This window comes from Micromonospora sp. FIMYZ51, from assembly GCF_038246755.1.
Lineage (GTDB): Bacteria > Actinomycetota > Actinomycetes > Mycobacteriales > Micromonosporaceae > Micromonospora.
In genome coordinates this window covers 5,122,057-5,137,750 of record NZ_CP134706.1, presented here as the reverse complement: position 1 = coordinate 5,137,750, position 15,694 = coordinate 5,122,057, and the positions used below count along the sequence as shown (strand labels likewise).

The following is a 15,694-nucleotide window of genomic DNA, read 5'->3' as shown; positions in this document are numbered from 1 at the left end:
CTCCCGGTCGGGTCGCGTCGCCGGGGAATTCGCTTCCGGCCGGGCACCGGCGCGGCCTACCGTCGGGTTGGTTCGCGGCGCCGGAGCGGGGGAGGTGGTGGTCATGCCGGTCACCGCACGCATGTCATACCCGCACCGACCCTGAACGAGGAGCAATGGCAATCAACCTGACCGCCCTGGGTTGGGACACCGACCGGGCGGCGTACCTGCGTCGTACCCGTACCGACCACCGTCCGGGCCGGGTTGCCCGGGTCGACCGTGGCGTCTGCACCGTGCTCACCGAGCACGGGCCGGTCCGCGCCTCCTCGGGCGGGGCGGTGCTGGTCGCCGCGGCCGGCGATGCCAGCCGGCTGCCCGGCGTCGGCGACTGGGTGCTGCTCGGCACCTGGCCCGACGCGCGGGTGACGGTGGAGGCGGTGCTGCCCCGGCGTACCGCCCTGATCCGGCGGACCGCCGGCAAGGACGCCAGCGGCCAACTGCTGGCCGCCAACCTGGACGCCGCCGCGGTGGTGGAGCCGGTGCACCCCGCGCCGGACGTGGGCCGCATCGAGCGGCTGCTCTCGCTGGTCCACGAGTCGGGTGCCCGGCCGCTGGTCGTGCTGACCAAGACCGACCTGGCGGCCGACCCGGCGGCGGTGGCCCGCCAGCTCGGGAGCGTCGCGCCGGGGGTGCCGGTGCTGCCGGTCAGTGCCGAACGCGGCACCGGGCTGGATCCGCTGCGCGCCGAGGTGGGCCCGGGCCGAACCCTCGGTCTGCTCGGACCGTCCGGCGCGGGCAAGTCGAGCCTGGTCAACGCGCTCGCCGGGATGCCGGTGATGCCCACCCAGTCGATCCGCCGGGTCGACGGCAAGGGCCGGCACACCACCACCTGGCGGGCGCTGGTGCCGCTGCCGGGTGGCGGTGCGGTACTCGACACGCCTGGCGTACGGGCGGTCGGTCTGCTCGACGGCGCGGCGGGCCTGGACCGGGCCTTCGTGGACATCGCCGATCTCGCCGCCGACTGCCGGTACGGCGACTGCGGCCACGAGGCCGAGCCGGGCTGCGCCGTACGGGCGGCGCTCGAATCCGGCACCCTTGCGGCGCGCCGCTGGGAGAGCTGGCGTCGGCTGCACCGCGAGATAGCCCACGAAACCGGCCGCCGCCGCACCCCCCACCCCCGCCGCTAACCCCACCCACCCCTCTCACCCCACCCCACCTCACCCCACCTCACCTCACCTCACCCCACCCCTCTCGCCGCGCCGATCTCACGGTTTCCGTCCCCGCCCGCTCGCTGCGCCGATCTTGCGGTTTCTGTCCCCGCATAAGCCGCGAAGCGGGTGTATCGGCGACGGAAAGTGCAAGATCGGCGCGGTGGGGGTGGGGGTGGGGGTGGGGGTGGGGGTGGGGGTGGGGGTGGGGGTGGGAGGGTGGGAGGAGGGAGGGGGTGGGGGTTGTGGGAGGGGAAGTTGTCGGGGGGCGGGTTTACAGTTGCCGGGGCGCACTCTCCGCGCTGGCACAACCGCTGGGACGGCCGCTCAGGTCATCCGAAAAGCGGACAGATCTTCCTTCTCACCTCACCCGGGAGTACACGGACCGTGGCCGACCGTCTGATCATCCGTGGCGCACGCGAGCACAACCTGCGTGACGTCAGCCTCGACCTGCCCCGGGACGCCCTGATCGTGTTCACCGGGCTGTCCGGGTCGGGCAAGTCGAGCCTGGCCTTCGACACGATCTTCGCCGAGGGGCAGCGTCGCTACGTGGAGTCGCTGTCGTCGTACGCCCGGCAGTTCCTCGGCCAGATGGACAAGCCGGACGTCGACTTCATCGAGGGCCTGAGCCCGGCGGTGTCGATCGACCAGAAGTCGACCTCGCGCAACCCGCGCTCCACCGTCGGCACCATCACCGAGGTCTACGACTACCTGCGGCTGCTCTTCGCCCGGGTGGGTGAGCCGCATTGCCCGGTCTGTGGCGAGCGGATCTCCAAGCAGAGCCCGCAGCAGATCGTCGACCGGGTGCTGGCGATGGCCGAGGGGACCCGGTTCATGGTGCTGGCCCCGGTGGTGCGGGGTCGCAAGGGCGAGTATGTCGACCTCTTCGCCGAACTCCAGGCCAAGGGGTACGCGCGGGCCCGGGTGGACGGCGTGGTGCACCAGCTCACCGACCCGCCGAAGCTCAAGAAGCAGGAGAAGCACACAATCGAGGTGGTGATCGACCGGCTGAGCGTCAAGCCGAGCGCCAAGCAGCGGCTCACCGACTCGGTGGAGGCGGCGCTCGGGCTCTCCGGCGGCCTGGTCCTGCTCGACTTCGTCGACCTGCCCGAGGACGATCCGGCCCGGGAGCGCCGCTACTCCGAGCACCTGGCCTGCCCCAACGACCACCCGCTGGCGATCGAGGATCTGGAACCGCGGGTCTTCTCCTTCAACGCGCCCTACGGCGCCTGCCCGGAGTGCACCGGTCTGGGCACCAAGAAGGAGGTCGACCCGGAGCTGGTGATCCCCGACCCGGAGCGCACCCTGCGCGAGGGCGCGATCCAGCCCTGGTCGACGGGGCACAACCTGGAATACTTCCTGCGCCTGCTGGAGGCCCTCGGCGAGGCGGAGCACTTCGACATCGACACGCCCTGGCGGGCGCTGCCGTCCCGGGCGCAGAAGACCATCCTGCACGGTTCCGGCGACCAGGTGCACGTGCGCTACCGCAACAAGTACGGCCGGGAGCGCTCGTACTACACCGGCTTCGAGGGCGTGATGCAGTGGATCGAGCGCCGGCACTCCGACACCGAGAGTGAGTGGTCCCGGGAGAAGTACGAGGGCTACATGCGCGACGTGCCCTGCGCAGCGTGTGGCGGTGCCCGGCTCAAGCCCGAGGTGCTCGCGGTCACGCTGGCCGGGCGCAGCATCGCCGAGGTCTGCAACCTGTCGGTCGGGGAGTGCGCGGACCTGCTGGCCGGCATCGAGCTGACCGACCGGCAGAAGCTGATCGCCGAGCGGGTGCTCAAGGAGATCAACGCGCGGCTGCGGTTCCTGCTCGACGTCGGCCTGGACTACCTCTCCCTGGACCGGCCGGCCGGCACCCTCTCCGGCGGTGAGGCGCAGCGCATCCGGCTGGCCACCCAGATCGGCTCCGGCCTGGTCGGTGTGCTCTACGTGCTGGACGAGCCCTCCATCGGCCTGCACCAGCGCGACAACCACCGGTTGATCGAGACGCTGGTCCGGCTGCGTGGGCTGGGCAACACGCTGATCGTGGTGGAGCACGACGAGGACACCATCCGCACCGCCGACTGGATCGTCGACATCGGCCCGGGCGCCGGTGAGCACGGTGGCCGGATCGTGCACAGCGGTTCGGTGCCGGCGCTGCTGTCGAACCCGGAGTCGCTGACCGGGGCGTACCTGGCCGGTCGCCGGGAGATCCCGACGCCGCCGGGCCGCCGGCCGCAGACGCCGGGGCGGGAGTTGGTGGTACACGGGGCGCGCGAGCACAACCTGCGCAACCTGACCGTGAGCTTCCCGCTGGGCCAGTTGATCGCGGTCACCGGGGTCAGCGGCTCGGGCAAGTCGACCCTGGTCAACGACATCCTCTACGCGGTGCTGGCCAACCAGATCAACGGTGCCCGGCTGGTACCCGGCCGGCACACCCGGGTCTCCGGGCTGGAGCACGTCGACAAGGTCGTCGGCGTCGACCAGTCGCCGATCGGCCGTACGCCGCGCTCCAACCCGGCCACCTACACCGGCGTCTGGGACCACGTCCGCAAGCTGTTCGCCGAGACCACCGAGGCCAAGGTCCGGGGGTACGGCCCGGGCCGGTTCTCGTTCAACGTCAAGGGCGGTCGCTGCGAGGCGTGTTCCGGCGACGGCACCATCAAGATCGAGATGAACTTCCTGCCCGACGTGTACGTCCCGTGCGAGGTCTGCAAGGGCGCCCGGTACAACCGGGAGACCCTGGAGGTGCACTACAAGGGCAAGACCGTCGCCGACGTGCTGGACATGCCGATCGACGAGGCGGCCGAGTTCTTCTCCGCCATCCCGGCCATCCACCGGCACCTCAAGACGCTTGTCGACGTGGGTCTCGGCTACGTACGCCTGGGCCAGCCCGCGCCCACCCTCTCCGGCGGGGAGGCGCAGCGGGTCAAGCTCGCCTCCGAGTTGCAGAAGCGGTCCACCGGGCGAACGGTCTATGTGCTCGACGAGCCCACCACCGGCCTGCACTTCGAGGACATCCGCAAGCTGCTGCTGGTGCTGGAGGGGCTGGTCGACAAGGGCAACACGGTGATCACGATCGAGCACAACCTCGACGTGATCAAGAGCGCCGACTGGCTGATCGACATGGGCCCCGAGGGCGGGCACCGGGGCGGCACGGTGCTCGCCGCCGGCACCCCCGAGGAGGTTGCCGAGGTCACCGAGAGTCACACCGGGCAGTTCCTGCGTACCGTGCTCAAGCTCGACGGCGCGGCGAAGGGCGCGGCGGCGGCGACCGCCCGGGCGACCAAGGCGAACGGCACCAAGGCCAACGGCGACAAGGCCAGCGGCGGTAGGGCGAACGGCACCGGGGCCAACGGCAGCAAGGCGCGCGGTGGCCGCAAGGCCGCCGCCGCCCGCTGAGGGCACGTCGGCGGCACCGGCCTGGGGTGGTCGATCGGGTGACCGCCGGGCAGAGTGGTCCGTTGAGAACAGTAACCACGGGGGCGGGCACGGGTGGTAGTCGAGGAGGGTGGGCGGATGACTGACGACCAGGTGGTGATCGAAGGCGAGGGCCGCAGCCGGCGTGCGCTGCTGGCCGGCGCGGGTGCGGTCGGCGCGGCGGCGGTGCTGGCCGCCTGTGGCGGCGGGGACGACGACGGTGCGGCACCGGCCAGCCCGGGCCCGGCCGTGACGGCTACCGGCGACGCGGGCGGCGGCGACCGGCAGGGCAGCCAGTCCCTGGCCCGGACCACCGACATCCCGGTCGGTGGGGGTGCGGTGCTCGCCGCCCAGGGGATCGTGGTCACCCAGCCCTCGGCGGGGGAGTTCCGGGGCTTCGACCCGAAGTGCCCACACCAGGGATGCAACGTGTCGAACGTCGAGGGCGGCACGATCAACTGTGTCTGCCACAACAGCAGGTTCTCGATCACGGACGGCTCGGTCCAGTCGGGACCGTCACCCGCGCCGCTCGCGGCAAAAGAGGTAAAGGTCGAAGGCGACCAGATATCGCTCGCCTGAGCTGCCTGCCGATGGTGGCCGGGGCCAACGGCGCCCGGCCACCACCGGTCGCCGTCAGTGGGCGTAGACGGACAGCTCCCAGAGCGAGAAGCCGTATGAGGTGGCCCGGGTCAGTCCGGTCATCCGGACGTAGCGGGCCTGCTGCGTCGGGAAGGCGAGCACATCGGTGCCGCCGTCACCCGCCGTGGTCGACCAGACCTGCCGCCAGGTCGTCCCGTCGGTGGAGACCTCGATCCGGTACGACCGGGCGTACGCCGCCTCCCAGGCCAGGACCACCCGGCCGACCGGCCGTACGCTGCCCAGATCCACCCTGATCCACTGGTTGTCGGACCAGGAACTGGCCCACCGGGTGCCCAGGTCACCGTCGACGGCCCGGGCGGCCGGGTAGAGCAGCTGGTTGCTGGAGGCCGTCACCGGCCGCCCGGCGGCCAGGTTCGTCAGGTCGGCACCGCGCCGGGCCGGGAACGAGACCACCTGCTGGTAGGTGGGGCGGTTCTGCCAGGCGATGGTGGCGTGCTTGATGCCGCCCAGCGGGGACTGGATGATCGCGTCGGCGCACCACTGGTCACCGGCGGCGCAGCTGTCGTCGCCCGGGTAGGTGGTGGCGGCCGGCGTGGTCGCCGCCGTGCGCAGGGTGTCGAGCAGGATCTGCCGGCAGGAGCCCAGGTTGCCGCCGCCGCAGAAGGTGCGGCCGAGACCACCGGCGACCGGGTCACCCAGCACCGACCGCAGATCCTTGTCGACGTAGCCCCACCAGCCGTACTGGAACGCCGAACCCTTGTGGGTCTGCGCGCCGTTCGCCGAGGAGGGCAGGTTCGACACGTCGCCCTGCTGGAGCCCGGAGGGCGACTCGTTGACCTGGAGGGTGTTGATCAGGGACTGGTAGAGGTCCGGACCGAGCGGGTCGCGGAACATGCCCCGGACCAGCAGCGGCCACCAGGCGTCGAAGGTACGGATCGCCTCGGCGTGCTGGTACACCTTGCTGCCCTTGCTGGTTTCCACCCGCAGCGCGCCGGCCTGCCGCCAGGCCTTCAGCCGGTTGATCTCGGCGGTCAGCGCGGTGTCGGTGACCGGCTGGCTCTCCAGCACCCGGATCAGCTCGCCGAGCACCTCCGCACCGCGCAGGTCGGTCAGTCCGGCCCGCTGCACCAACTCGGTGAGCGAGCCTCGGTCGAGTTTGCGGCCCGCCGCGATGGCCGCCTTCACCGGCTTGTCCAGCAGGTCACCCCGGTGCACCGCGCCGAAGCTGAAGTTGCCGTCGGCCGCACCGAAGTCCTTGGCCTGCTTGTTGTTCCAGCTGATGTAGTAGTCCTGGTCGATCGACTGGGGGTGGGCGGAAGGTGGGGCGTACCGGGCGGTGCGGGCGTCCGGGTCGAAGTCCTGCCACTCGTAGGCCCGCTCGGCCTTCATCGGCAGGTTCGGGTTGCTGCCGGCGGCGCGCACCGGGTTGAGCCCGGAGTTGAAGTACGCCGACTGGGTGGAGTTGACGTAGAACCAGTTGAAGGCGTACTCCACCTGGTGGGCCGAGGTGAGGAACGCCTCGGCGGTGCCCATCTGGGTCGGGTCGTTGAACATCTGGAAGCCGATCGCCGAGTCGGCCTCCCGCCCGTAGGTGGAGCGCAGCTGGGTGAAGGCGTGCGGTCGGCCGTCGATGGTGCCGCGCCAGGCCACCAGGCCCAGCTTGGTCCGCCAGGCGACCAGCTTGTACGACCCGGCCGGGGTGCTGTCGGCGACGGTCGGTGACCACCGGTTGACCCGGGACAGCTCCTCCATCGCCAGACACTGACCGCGGAACAGGTAGTGGTTGCTGGCCAGCGTCGGCGTCCCGCCACCGGGTACGCAGAGCGGCACCGCGTACGTGTCGGTGATGTCGTGGATGGACGAGGTGGCGCTCCACGCGTAGTCCTGGCCCCGGCCGAGCAGGACGTACAGGTTGAGCCCGGCGAACGCGGCGCCCCGGGCGCTGATCCCGGGACCCTGCAACTCCTGCACCATCAGCAGCTGCGGGGAGAAGTAGCCGGTCTGCGGCCCGAACACCGCGATCGGGTGGCCGGTCGCCGAATGCTCGGCGGAGATCACCGCCGCGTTGGACATGCCCCGGTGCGCGGGGTCGATGGTCAGCCCGGAGAGCGCGGCGGCCAACTCCGAGGCGTGGTTCGAGGTCGAGGTGGCGGTGGCGGAGCCGGTCGCGTCGGTGACGATCGGCTCGACCCGGGCCGACCCGGCGTCCGGCAGCACCACGCTTGGGGCGTCCGGGGCGGCGTCACCGTAGGGGAAGCTCTGCCCGTCGTGCAGGGTCAGCACGGTCTCCGGGTCGTTCTGACCCCGGAAGCCGTTCCACACCCGGTCGCCCTCGACCGGACCGTACTTGGCCCGGGCGGCGATGCGGACCAGCGCGGACTGCATCTCGTTGCCGCCTCCGCCGCCGAACAGGCCGCCGACCACACCGGCGATCGCGATCAGGTCGGTCATGGTGAACGGCTTCGGGCCGCCGGCGTTGGTGATCGCGTCGAGGTGACCGGTCAGCACGTACTCGCCGGGGCAGTTGCGGTTGGCCATGCAGGTGCGGATGTAGGCGTTGATTCCGGCGATGTACTCCTGCACGTCGGCGTAGAGCTGCTCGCCGCGTGCCCCACCCTTGCGCCGCAGCGCCTCGACCTGGGCCGCCAGGTCCGCCTCGGTGTACGGCGAGGTACGCCAGACGCTCTGCTCCAGGGCGCGGTTGCCGGGCGCGCCACCGGCGAAGGAGGTAAGCGTGCCCCGGCCCACGTGACGCAGCAGGTCCATGGTGAAGAGGCGGTCCTCGGCCCCGGCGTAGCCGGCACCGTACATGGTGCCGCCCCGGGTGGTGCCGGTGATGTGCGGGATGCCGGCGACCCGGTCCCGCACGATCCGCACGTCGGAGCGCGGGGAGTAGTCGCGTTCGACCTGGTTGGGGGCGACGCCGAAGGAGGCGTCGAGGAAGAAGGTGTCGATCTGCTCCGCGCGCAGGCCGGCGTAGCCGTAGACGAGGTTTGCGTACTTGTCGAGCTGGTCGGCGGAGTGCCGGGGCAGCGTGCCGAGTGCCTGGTTGCCCAGGACCTCGACCAGGGTGGCGTTGCCGTTCTGGCCGGGCGGCAGGATCTCCGCGCATTCCCCGAGGCAGTAGTCGTTGCCGGCGAAGGCGTTTGCGACGTTGCTGGCGAGGGTGCGGTTGGTCGGGGTGGCGGCGGTCGGGGTGGCGGTGGCGGTGGTGGGGACAGCGACGAGCAGGGCGGCGACGGCGATGGCACCGGTCGCCCCGGCGAGCAGCCGGCGGGCGGTATGACCAGGCATGGCGATCCTCTGTGGACGGGGGATCAACGGGCGGATCGTTACATGAAGAACATTCAGTTACTGGATGGTAAGCTGCCCCGCCCGGTATTGGAAGACGTCAATTGGCCTGCCCCGTCGGTGCGCCGGCCGCCGGCAGCCCGACCTCGGTGGGGGTGACCTCCACCGCGCCGCCCGGCGGGGACCTCGCCGGCTTCTTCGGCCGCAGCGGCGCCGAGATCGACCAACTCGGGCGCAGCGGTGCCGAGATCGACCAACTCGGGCGCAGCGGTGCCGAGATCGACCAACTCGGCCGCAGCGGTGCCGAGATCGACCAGCTCGGGGGTGATCTGGGCTGTCGGGGGCGGCGACTAGTCTCGGAGTGTGGCTGATCCGTCGACCTACCGGCCTGCCGCCGGCACCATCCCCGAGTCACCGGGGGTCTACCGTTTCTACGACGGCACCGGTCGGGTGATCTACGTCGGCAAGGCCCGCAACCTGCGCAGCCGGCTCAACTCGTACTTCGCCGATCTGCTGGGTCTGCACGAGCGGACCCGGCAGATGGTCACCACGGCCGAGGCGGTCGACTGGGTCACCGTGGGCACCGAAGTCGAGGCGCTCCAGCTCGAATACACCTGGATCAAGCAGTACGACCCGAGGTTCAACGTCCGTTACCGCGACGACAAGTCCTACCCCTACCTCGCGGTAACGCTGGACGAGGAATACCCGCGATTGCAGGTGATGCGGGGGGCCAAGCGCAAGGGGGTGCGCTACTTCGGGCCGTACTCGCACGCCTGGGCGATCCGCGAGACGCTCGACCTGCTGCTGCGGGTCTTCCCCGCGCGGACCTGCTCCGCCGGGGTGTTCAAGCGCGCCGGCCAGGTCGGCCGGCCCTGCCTGCTCGGCTACATCGGCAAGTGCTCGGCACCCTGCGTCGGCAGCGTCACCGCGCAGCGGCACCGCGAGATCGTCGACGGTTTCTGCGACTTCATGGCCGGACGCACCGACAGCATGGTGCGCAAGCTGGAACGCGAGATGGCCGAGGCCAGCGCGGCGTTGGAGTTCGAGCGGGCGGCCCGGTTGCGCGACGACGTCGCGGCGCTGCGGCGGGCGATGGAGAAGCAGACGGTGGTGCTCGGCGACGGCACCGACGCCGACGTGGTCGCCTTCGCCGACGACCCGCTCGAAGCCGCGGTGCAGGTCTTCCACGTCCGGGGCGGCCGGGTGCGCGGCCAGCGCGGCTGGGTGGTGGAGAAGACCGAGGACCTCACCCTTGGCGACCTGGTGCACCACTTCTGCACCCAGGTCTACGGCGGCGAGCAGGGCGAGACCGACGTGCCGCGCGAGTTGCTGGTGCCGGAGCTACCCGCCGACGCCGACGCGCTGGCCGACTGGCTCTCCGCCCACCGGGGCAGCCGGGTGAGCCTGCGGGTGCCGCAGCGCGGCGACAAGCGCGCCCTGCTGGAGACCGTCGAGCGCAACGCGAAGGACGCCCTGGCCCGGCACAAGCTCAAGCGGGCCGGCGACCTGACCACCCGCAGCAAGGCCCTCGACGAGATCAGCGAGGCGCTCGGCATGCGTACGGCGCCGCTGCGCATCGAGTGTTTCGACGTCTCGCAGATCCAGGGCACCGACGTGGTGGCGAGCATGGTCGTCTTCGAGGACGGGCTGCCCCGCAAGAGCGAATACCGCCGGTTCATCGTCCGGGGGGCCACCGACGACCTCTCCGCGATGTCCGAGGTGCTGCGCCGCCGCTTCGCCCGCTATCTCGACGCCCGCGCCGAGACCGGTGAGATCGGCGAGGAGACCGCGTCGGATCCGGACCGGCCCGGGGTGGACCCGACCACCGGGCGCCCGCGCAAGTTCGCGTACCCCCCGCAGCTGGTGGTGGTCGACGGCGGCGCGCCGCAGGTGGCCGCCGCCGCGCAGGCCCTCGCCGAGCTGGGCATCGACGACGTCGCGCTGTGCGGGCTGGCCAAGCGGCTGGAGGAGGTCTGGCTGCCCGACGACGACTTCCCGGTCATCCTGCCGCGCACCTCGGAGGGGCTCTACCTGCTGCAACGGGTACGCGACGAGGCGCACCGCTTCGCCATCACCTTCCACCGCCAGCGCCGCTCGAAGCGGATGACCGCCTCGGCGTTGGACAACGTCCCCGGCCTGGGCGACACCCGCCGCAAGGCCCTGCTGCGCCACTTCGGCTCCCTCAAGCGCCTGGCCTCCGCCACCGTCGACGAGATCACCGAAGTCCCCGGCATCGGCCCCCGCACCGCCCAAACCATCCTGACCGCCCTAAACCCCCACCCACCCCTCCCACCCCTCCCACCCTCCCACCCCTCCCACCCCACCCCCACACCGCCCGGTTGATCATGAGGTTAGCGGCACTTTGAAGATCAACTATTGCCGCCAACCTCATGATCAACCTCGTTGAGGGGGGTGAGGGTGGTGAGGAGTTGGGTGCCGTATTTGGCGAGCTTGGTTTCGCCGACGCCGTTGATCTGGGACAGCTCGGCCAGGGTGGTGGGGGAGGTGGCGGCGATCTGGCGCAGCGTGGCGTCGTGGAAGATGACGTACGCCGGCACGCCCTGTTCCTTGGCGGTCGCCGCGCGCCAGGCGCGCAGCCGCTCGAACGTGCCGGCCGCCTCCGCCGGCAGCTCGGCGACCACCGTGGCCGCGCCCCGGGCTTGGCGGTACGCGCGGCGGCGCGCGGCAGGCGGGCCGGCTCGCGGCGCAGCATCACGGTACGCCGCTTGCCGAGCACCTCGGCGCTGGCGTCGGTGAGCGCCAACGTGCCGTAGTCGCCCTCGACCGCGAGTAGCCCCTCGGCGAGCAGTTGCCGCACCACGCCCCGCCACTCCGCCTCGCTCAGCTCGTCGCCGATGCCGAAGACGGTAAGCCCGTCGTGCCGATGCTGGACGATCTTGTCGGTGCTGCGGCCGAGCAGGATGTCGATGCAGTGTCCGGCACCGAAGCGCTGGTGGCGTTCCCGGTCCAGCCGGTAGACCGTGGAGAGCAGCTTCTGGGCCGCCACCGTGCCGTCCCACGACTCGGGCGGCTCCAGGCAGGTGTCGCAGTTGCCGCAGCCGCCGGTGGCCGGTTCGCCGAAGTATTCCAGCAACTGCGCCCGGCGGCAGCGGACCGTCTCGCAGAGCGCCAGCATCGCGTCGAGGTGGGCGGCGAGGTTACGTCGGTGGGCCAGGTCGCCCTCGGACGTGTCGATCATTTTGCGCTGCTGCACCACGTCCTGGAGCCCGTACGCCAGCCAGGCGGTCGACGGCAACCCGTCCCGGCCGGCGCGGCCGGTCTCCTGGTAGTAGCCCTCGACTGATTTCGGCAGGTCAAGATGGGCGACGAAGCGTACGTCGGGCTTGTCGATGCCCATCCCGAAGGCGATCGTCGCCACCATCACCACGCCGTCGGCGCGCAGGAACCGCTGCTGGTTCGCCGCCCTGGTCGCCGCGTCCAGACCGGCGTGGTACGGCAGCGCGTCGATGCCGTTGGCGAGCAGGAACTCCGCCGTCTTCTCCACCGACGCCCGGGACAGGCAGTAGACGATGCCGGCGTCGCCGGGATGCTCGTCGCGCAGCAGGGCGAGCAGCTGCTTGCGCGGCTCCCGCTTGGGCACGATCCGGTACTGGATGTTGGGCCGGTCGAAGCTGGCCACGAACTGCCGGGCCTCGGTCAGGTTGAGCCGGGCGGCGATCTCGGACCGGGTGGCGCTGGTCGCGGTGGCGGTCAGCGCGATCCGTGGTACGCCCGGCCAGCGCTCGTGCAGCATCGACAGGTTCAGGTAGTCCGGGCGGAAGTCGTGCCCCCACTGCGACACGCAGTGCGCCTCGTCGATCGCGAACAGGCTGATCCGGCCCCGGTCCAGCAGGCTCAGCGTGGCCCGGCTGGCCAGTGCCTCCGGCGCGAGGTACAGCAGGTCGATCTCGCCGGCCACGAATTCCGCCTCGACCAGCCGGCGGGTGTCCAGGTCGAGCGTCGAGTTGAGGAAGCCGGCCTTGACCCCGACCGCGGTCAGCGCGTCCACCTGGTCCTGCATCAGCGCGATCAGCGGCGAGATGACCACCGCGACGCCGTCGCGCACCAGCGCCGGGATCTGGTAGCACAGCGACTTGCCGCCGCCGGTCGGCATCAACACAAGCGCGTCGCCGCCGGCCACCACGTGGTCGATCACCTCCCGCTGGAAGCCACGGAAGGCGTCGTACCCGAAGACCCGTCGCAGTACGTCGAGCGCCGCCGTCACCTTCTCCCCGGTGGGCGCGTCGGCGGCGACCAGGTCGGTGACGCTCACGTCGGTGCTGCTCACGGCGGTGCTGCTCGGACCGGCGCTGCTCGGGTCGGCGGGGGAGACCATCCGAGGATTCTATGAGCGCCGCGTCCTACGGCTCGCGTGCCGCCCGCAATCTGCGGCGGAACTGTCGAGGTGCGAACCCGCTGTTTCACCTGGCGGTCTGCGGGTCGTCGCCGTCGCCCCAGCTCAGGCCGGTGGCGCCGGTCGCGCTGTGGAAGCCGGGATGCCCGGTGACGTCCATGCAGATCTCGTTGTCCGGGCCGATCCGACCGCAGAACAGCGGCTCGACATGGTTCCAGGCGTCGGCCCGGGACAGCAGCGCCGCACCGGCCGGCAACTCGGGCCGGAGAATGGTGAGCCCCTCCGTGTAGAGGACCGCCTGATCCCGGGCCTCCTGGATGTCGGCGGCGAGATAGGTCAGGTGCAGCGTCCAGCGGCGGGGAAACCGGCCCGCGTTGGTGGGCGGCTGGCCGCCCGAGTGCCGCTCGCGCTCCGTCGTGTAGCGGTCCACAAGCGCATCGACGTACGCCGTGAGGGCGCTCGGCCTGGTCAGCGCGTGAGCGATCGCGGCCCGCTGCCGCTCGGACACGTCAGCCCCATCCAGTACGGCGGACAACTCCTCCGCGAACCCAGCGACCCGCTCGAACCGCCCCCACCGCGACGACCGGTTGTCCGTCATGGCCACCCCTATCGCTGAGTAGTGAAGTGGTTACCGATCCTGGACCATTGCGACTAGAAATGCAACGTCATACTTCTTTCGGCGATGACTTGATTTGATCTCACTTCCCGTAGAAGATCGGTCGCTGTACGTGGAGGTGGTGAGGATGACGCACGTGCCGAGCCCGACGATCAGAGCCCGTCGGCTGCGACGGGAACTGCGCCGGCTGCGTGACCGGACGGGTCGCACCGCCGAGGAGGTGGCCAAGGAGCTTGGCTGGCACCGGACGAAGGTCATTCGATTCGAGGTCGGGCACTCCCGGGTCATGGCCAAGGACGTGCAGACCTTGCTCGACCTGTACGGCGCCACCGAGGAGGAGCGAGAGGCGCTGACCGCGTTGCACCGGCAAGCCCGACAGAAGGGCTGGTGGAGTGCGTACGGCGACGTGCTGCCGGACGACTATGTCGGCTTCGAGGCCGAGGCAACATCCATCAGCACGTTTCAGAGCCTCTATGTGCCGGGCCTGTTGCAGACCGAGGAGTACGTCCGCGCCATTGTCCGGGCCGGCCGCAGCACTGCCGATCAGGATGAGATCGATAGGCGCGTGGCAGCGCGCCTGGGCCGTAAGGCGTTGCTCTCCAGAGATCACCCGCCACGAGTGTGGATCATCATCGACGAGGCTGTGGTCCGTCGGATGGTCGGCGGGCCGAAGGTGATGCGGGTGCAGGTCGCGCGGCTGATCGAGGCGTGTGAACTGCCGAGCGTCGAGGTGCAGATCCTGCCCTTCGCTGCCGGTGCCCATGCGGCGATGGGCGGCCCCTTCACCCTGCTCGACTACGCCGATCCGTCGGTGGACCCGACGGTCGTCTACCTCGACAACGACGCCAGCACGCTGTTGCTCGAAGAGGAAGGACACGTAGCCCGATATAGACTCGTGTTCGACCACCTCATGGCCAAGGCGCTCGACCCCGACGAGTCAGTCGCCTTCCTGCGTCGGGTGGCTGACGACTATCCGGATTGACCTCCTATCCATAAGGGGCCGACCGATGACCGCTTACCAGTTGACGTGGCGCAAGAGCAGCCGAAGCAGCGCGAGTGGCTCGGACTGTGTCGAGGTCGCCGAGGTGACTGACGGGTTGGCGGTGCGGGACTCCAAGGATCCGGCGGGGCCGGTGCTGCGCTTCGAGCGGGCTGCCTGGTCGGCGTTCGTGGCCAGGTTGCCCGGCTGATCTCGGCGGTGCCGCGTTGGTCCGGCCAGTACGCCGGCACGCCGCCGTCAGCGACCGGGGGTGGTGATGCGGGCCAGGGCGCCGTTCTCCAATGCCGTCCACAGAGCGCCGTCGGGCCCGAGGGTGATGCCGTGTGGCTCGGAGCGCGGCGTGGGCAGGTCATGGACTTCGATTGTGCCGTCCGTGGTGATGGAGCCGACGCGGTTGCCGGCCCACTCGGTGAACCAGAGGGCTCCGTTGTCGTCGCTGGTGATGGCGTGCGGCCGGCCGGTTCGGTCCGGTAGCGGAAACTCGTGGATCGTGCCGTCGGGGGTGATCCGCCCGATCTGACCGGCGGCGATCTCGACGAACCAGATGGCGTCGTCGGGGCCGGCGGCGATCCCTACGGGGGCGGCGGCTTCGGTCGGCAGCGGGTGCGTGGTGATGGTGCCGTCCGGGTCGATCCGGCCGATCGCGTTCGCCTGGTTCATCGTGAACCACATGCCGCCGTCGGCACCGGCGGTGATGGCCGACGGGAAGGCGCCGGTGACCGGGAGCGGGAAGTCGATGGTCTCGCCGCCGGTGGTGATCCGGCCGATGCGATCGGCGTTCATCTCGGTGAACCACAGCGCGCCGTCGGGCCCGGTGGCGATGCCGTAGGGCCCACCGTCGCGGCTGGGTACGGGGAATCGGGTGGTCTCGCCGTCGGTGGTGATTCTGCCGATGTGGTGGGCCCGAGACTCGCTGAACCACAGCGCGCCGTCTGGGCCGGTGACGATGATCGTGGGCTGCCCGGCCGGGTCCAGTTGGTACGTGGTGGGCTCCTGGCCCGGGACCATGCGTCCGATCTGGCCGCAGTGGGCGAGCGTGAACCACAGCGCGCCGTCGGGACCGGTGGTGACGGCGTACAGACCGTGGCTGGCGTCGGTCACCGGGTGTTCCTGGATGAGCGCCGATGTCACGAGATTCGCTCCAGTCCGTTCTCGATGGCGATGCGTTCGATGAGGTCCTCGCTCATTAAAGCTACGCATGTAGCGATAACATCGTGGCATGGCGTCGCCCCGATCGACAA

Annotated in this window: 10 protein-coding genes and 1 pseudogene; 7 read left to right on the top strand and 4 right to left on the bottom strand. The window is 70.7% G+C overall.

Annotated features, from left to right (window positions below):
• Nucleotides 1-155: 155 nt before the first annotated feature.
• The 3 genes from rsgA to QQG74_RS22890 all read left to right on the top strand — a co-directional run bounded on the left by rsgA (nucleotide 156) and on the right by QQG74_RS22890 (nucleotide 5,171).
• On the top strand, nucleotides 156-1,166 hold the full coding sequence (gene rsgA, locus QQG74_RS22900) for a ribosome small subunit-dependent GTPase A (protein WP_341716807.1): 1,011 nt from the start codon (nucleotides 156-158) through the stop codon (nucleotides 1,164-1,166).
• 408 nt (nucleotides 1,167-1,574) lie between these two features.
• Nucleotides 1,575-4,574 carry an excinuclease ABC subunit UvrA gene (uvrA, locus tag QQG74_RS22895; protein WP_341716806.1) on the top strand — a complete coding sequence of 1,000 codons (3,000 nt, stop codon included), beginning with the start codon at nucleotides 1,575-1,577 and terminating at the stop codon, nucleotides 4,572-4,574.
• A gap of 117 nt (nucleotides 4,575-4,691) precedes the next feature.
• Entirely contained in the window at nucleotides 4,692-5,171 is a 480-nt protein-coding gene (locus QQG74_RS22890; RefSeq protein ID WP_341716805.1) for a Rieske (2Fe-2S) protein, read from the top strand.
• Nucleotides 5,172-5,225: 54 nt separating this feature from the next.
• Here the strand turns inward: QQG74_RS22890 and QQG74_RS22885 are convergent, their stop codons facing one another.
• Nucleotides 5,226-8,486: a penicillin acylase family protein gene (locus QQG74_RS22885; RefSeq protein ID WP_341716804.1), complete on the bottom strand. Its 3,261-nt coding sequence runs from the start codon at nucleotides 8,484-8,486 to the stop codon at nucleotides 5,226-5,228.
• 101 nt (nucleotides 8,487-8,587) lie between these two features.
• Here QQG74_RS22885 and QQG74_RS22880 point away from each other — a divergent pair, with 101 nt between their 5' ends.
• Together QQG74_RS22880 and uvrC are read left to right on the top strand one after the other, a co-directional pair.
• Nucleotides 8,588-8,854, top strand: a complete 267-nt coding sequence (locus QQG74_RS22880) for a hypothetical protein (RefSeq protein WP_341716803.1) — start codon at nucleotides 8,588-8,590, stop codon at nucleotides 8,852-8,854.
• Entirely contained in the window at nucleotides 8,847-10,826 is a 1,980-nt protein-coding gene (gene uvrC / locus QQG74_RS22875; protein ID WP_341716802.1) for an excinuclease ABC subunit UvrC, read from the top strand. Before QQG74_RS22880 ends, uvrC begins: the two co-directional genes overlap by 8 nt.
• Before the next feature lie 26 nt (nucleotides 10,827-10,852).
• Here the strand turns inward: uvrC and recQ are convergent.
• Together recQ and QQG74_RS22865 are read right to left on the bottom strand one after the other, a co-directional pair.
• Nucleotides 10,853-12,819, bottom strand: a pseudogene (recQ, locus tag QQG74_RS22870) (DNA helicase RecQ).
• An 85-nt stretch (nucleotides 12,820-12,904) separates the two neighbouring features.
• Nucleotides 12,905-13,435, bottom strand: coding sequence for a hypothetical protein (locus QQG74_RS22865; protein WP_341716801.1), 531 nt, complete (start codon nucleotides 13,433-13,435; stop codon nucleotides 12,905-12,907).
• A gap of 145 nt (nucleotides 13,436-13,580) precedes the next feature.
• Here QQG74_RS22865 and QQG74_RS22860 point away from each other — a divergent pair, with 145 nt between their 5' ends.
• Both QQG74_RS22860 and QQG74_RS22855 read left to right on the top strand, forming a co-directional pair.
• Nucleotides 13,581-14,435, top strand: coding sequence for a helix-turn-helix transcriptional regulator (locus QQG74_RS22860; RefSeq protein WP_341716800.1), 855 nt, complete (start codon nucleotides 13,581-13,583; stop codon nucleotides 14,433-14,435).
• A 25-nt stretch (nucleotides 14,436-14,460) separates the two neighbouring features.
• Entirely contained in the window at nucleotides 14,461-14,643 is a 183-nt protein-coding gene (locus QQG74_RS22855; protein ID WP_341716799.1) for a DUF397 domain-containing protein, read from the top strand.
• Nucleotides 14,644-14,690: 47 nt separating this feature from the next.
• Here the strand turns inward: QQG74_RS22855 and QQG74_RS22850 are convergent, their stop codons facing one another.
• Nucleotides 14,691-15,584 (bottom strand): virginiamycin B lyase, encoded by an 894-nt coding sequence (locus QQG74_RS22850; protein ID WP_341716798.1) that lies wholly within the window; start codon nucleotides 15,582-15,584, stop codon nucleotides 14,691-14,693.
• Nucleotides 15,585-15,694: the final 110 nt, after the last annotated feature.

Excerpts from the sequence above, each read along its gene's own strand:
- QQG74_RS22860 (WP_341716800.1), top strand. The coding sequence starts at position 13,581 with ATGACGCACGTGCCGAGCCCGACGATCAGAGCCCGTCGGCTGCGACGG.
- QQG74_RS22865 (WP_341716801.1), bottom strand. The coding sequence starts at position 13,435 with ATGACGGACAACCGGTCGTCGCGGTGGGGGCGGTTCGAGCGGGTCGCT.
- QQG74_RS22890 (WP_341716805.1), top strand. The coding sequence starts at position 4,692 with ATGACTGACGACCAGGTGGTGATCGAAGGCGAGGGCCGCAGCCGGCGT.
- rsgA (WP_341716807.1), top strand. The coding sequence starts at position 156 with ATGGCAATCAACCTGACCGCCCTGGGTTGGGACACCGACCGGGCGGCG.
- QQG74_RS22885 (WP_341716804.1), bottom strand. The coding sequence starts at position 8,486 with ATGCCTGGTCATACCGCCCGCCGGCTGCTCGCCGGGGCGACCGGTGCC.
- QQG74_RS22855 (WP_341716799.1), top strand. The coding sequence starts at position 14,461 with ATGACCGCTTACCAGTTGACGTGGCGCAAGAGCAGCCGAAGCAGCGCG.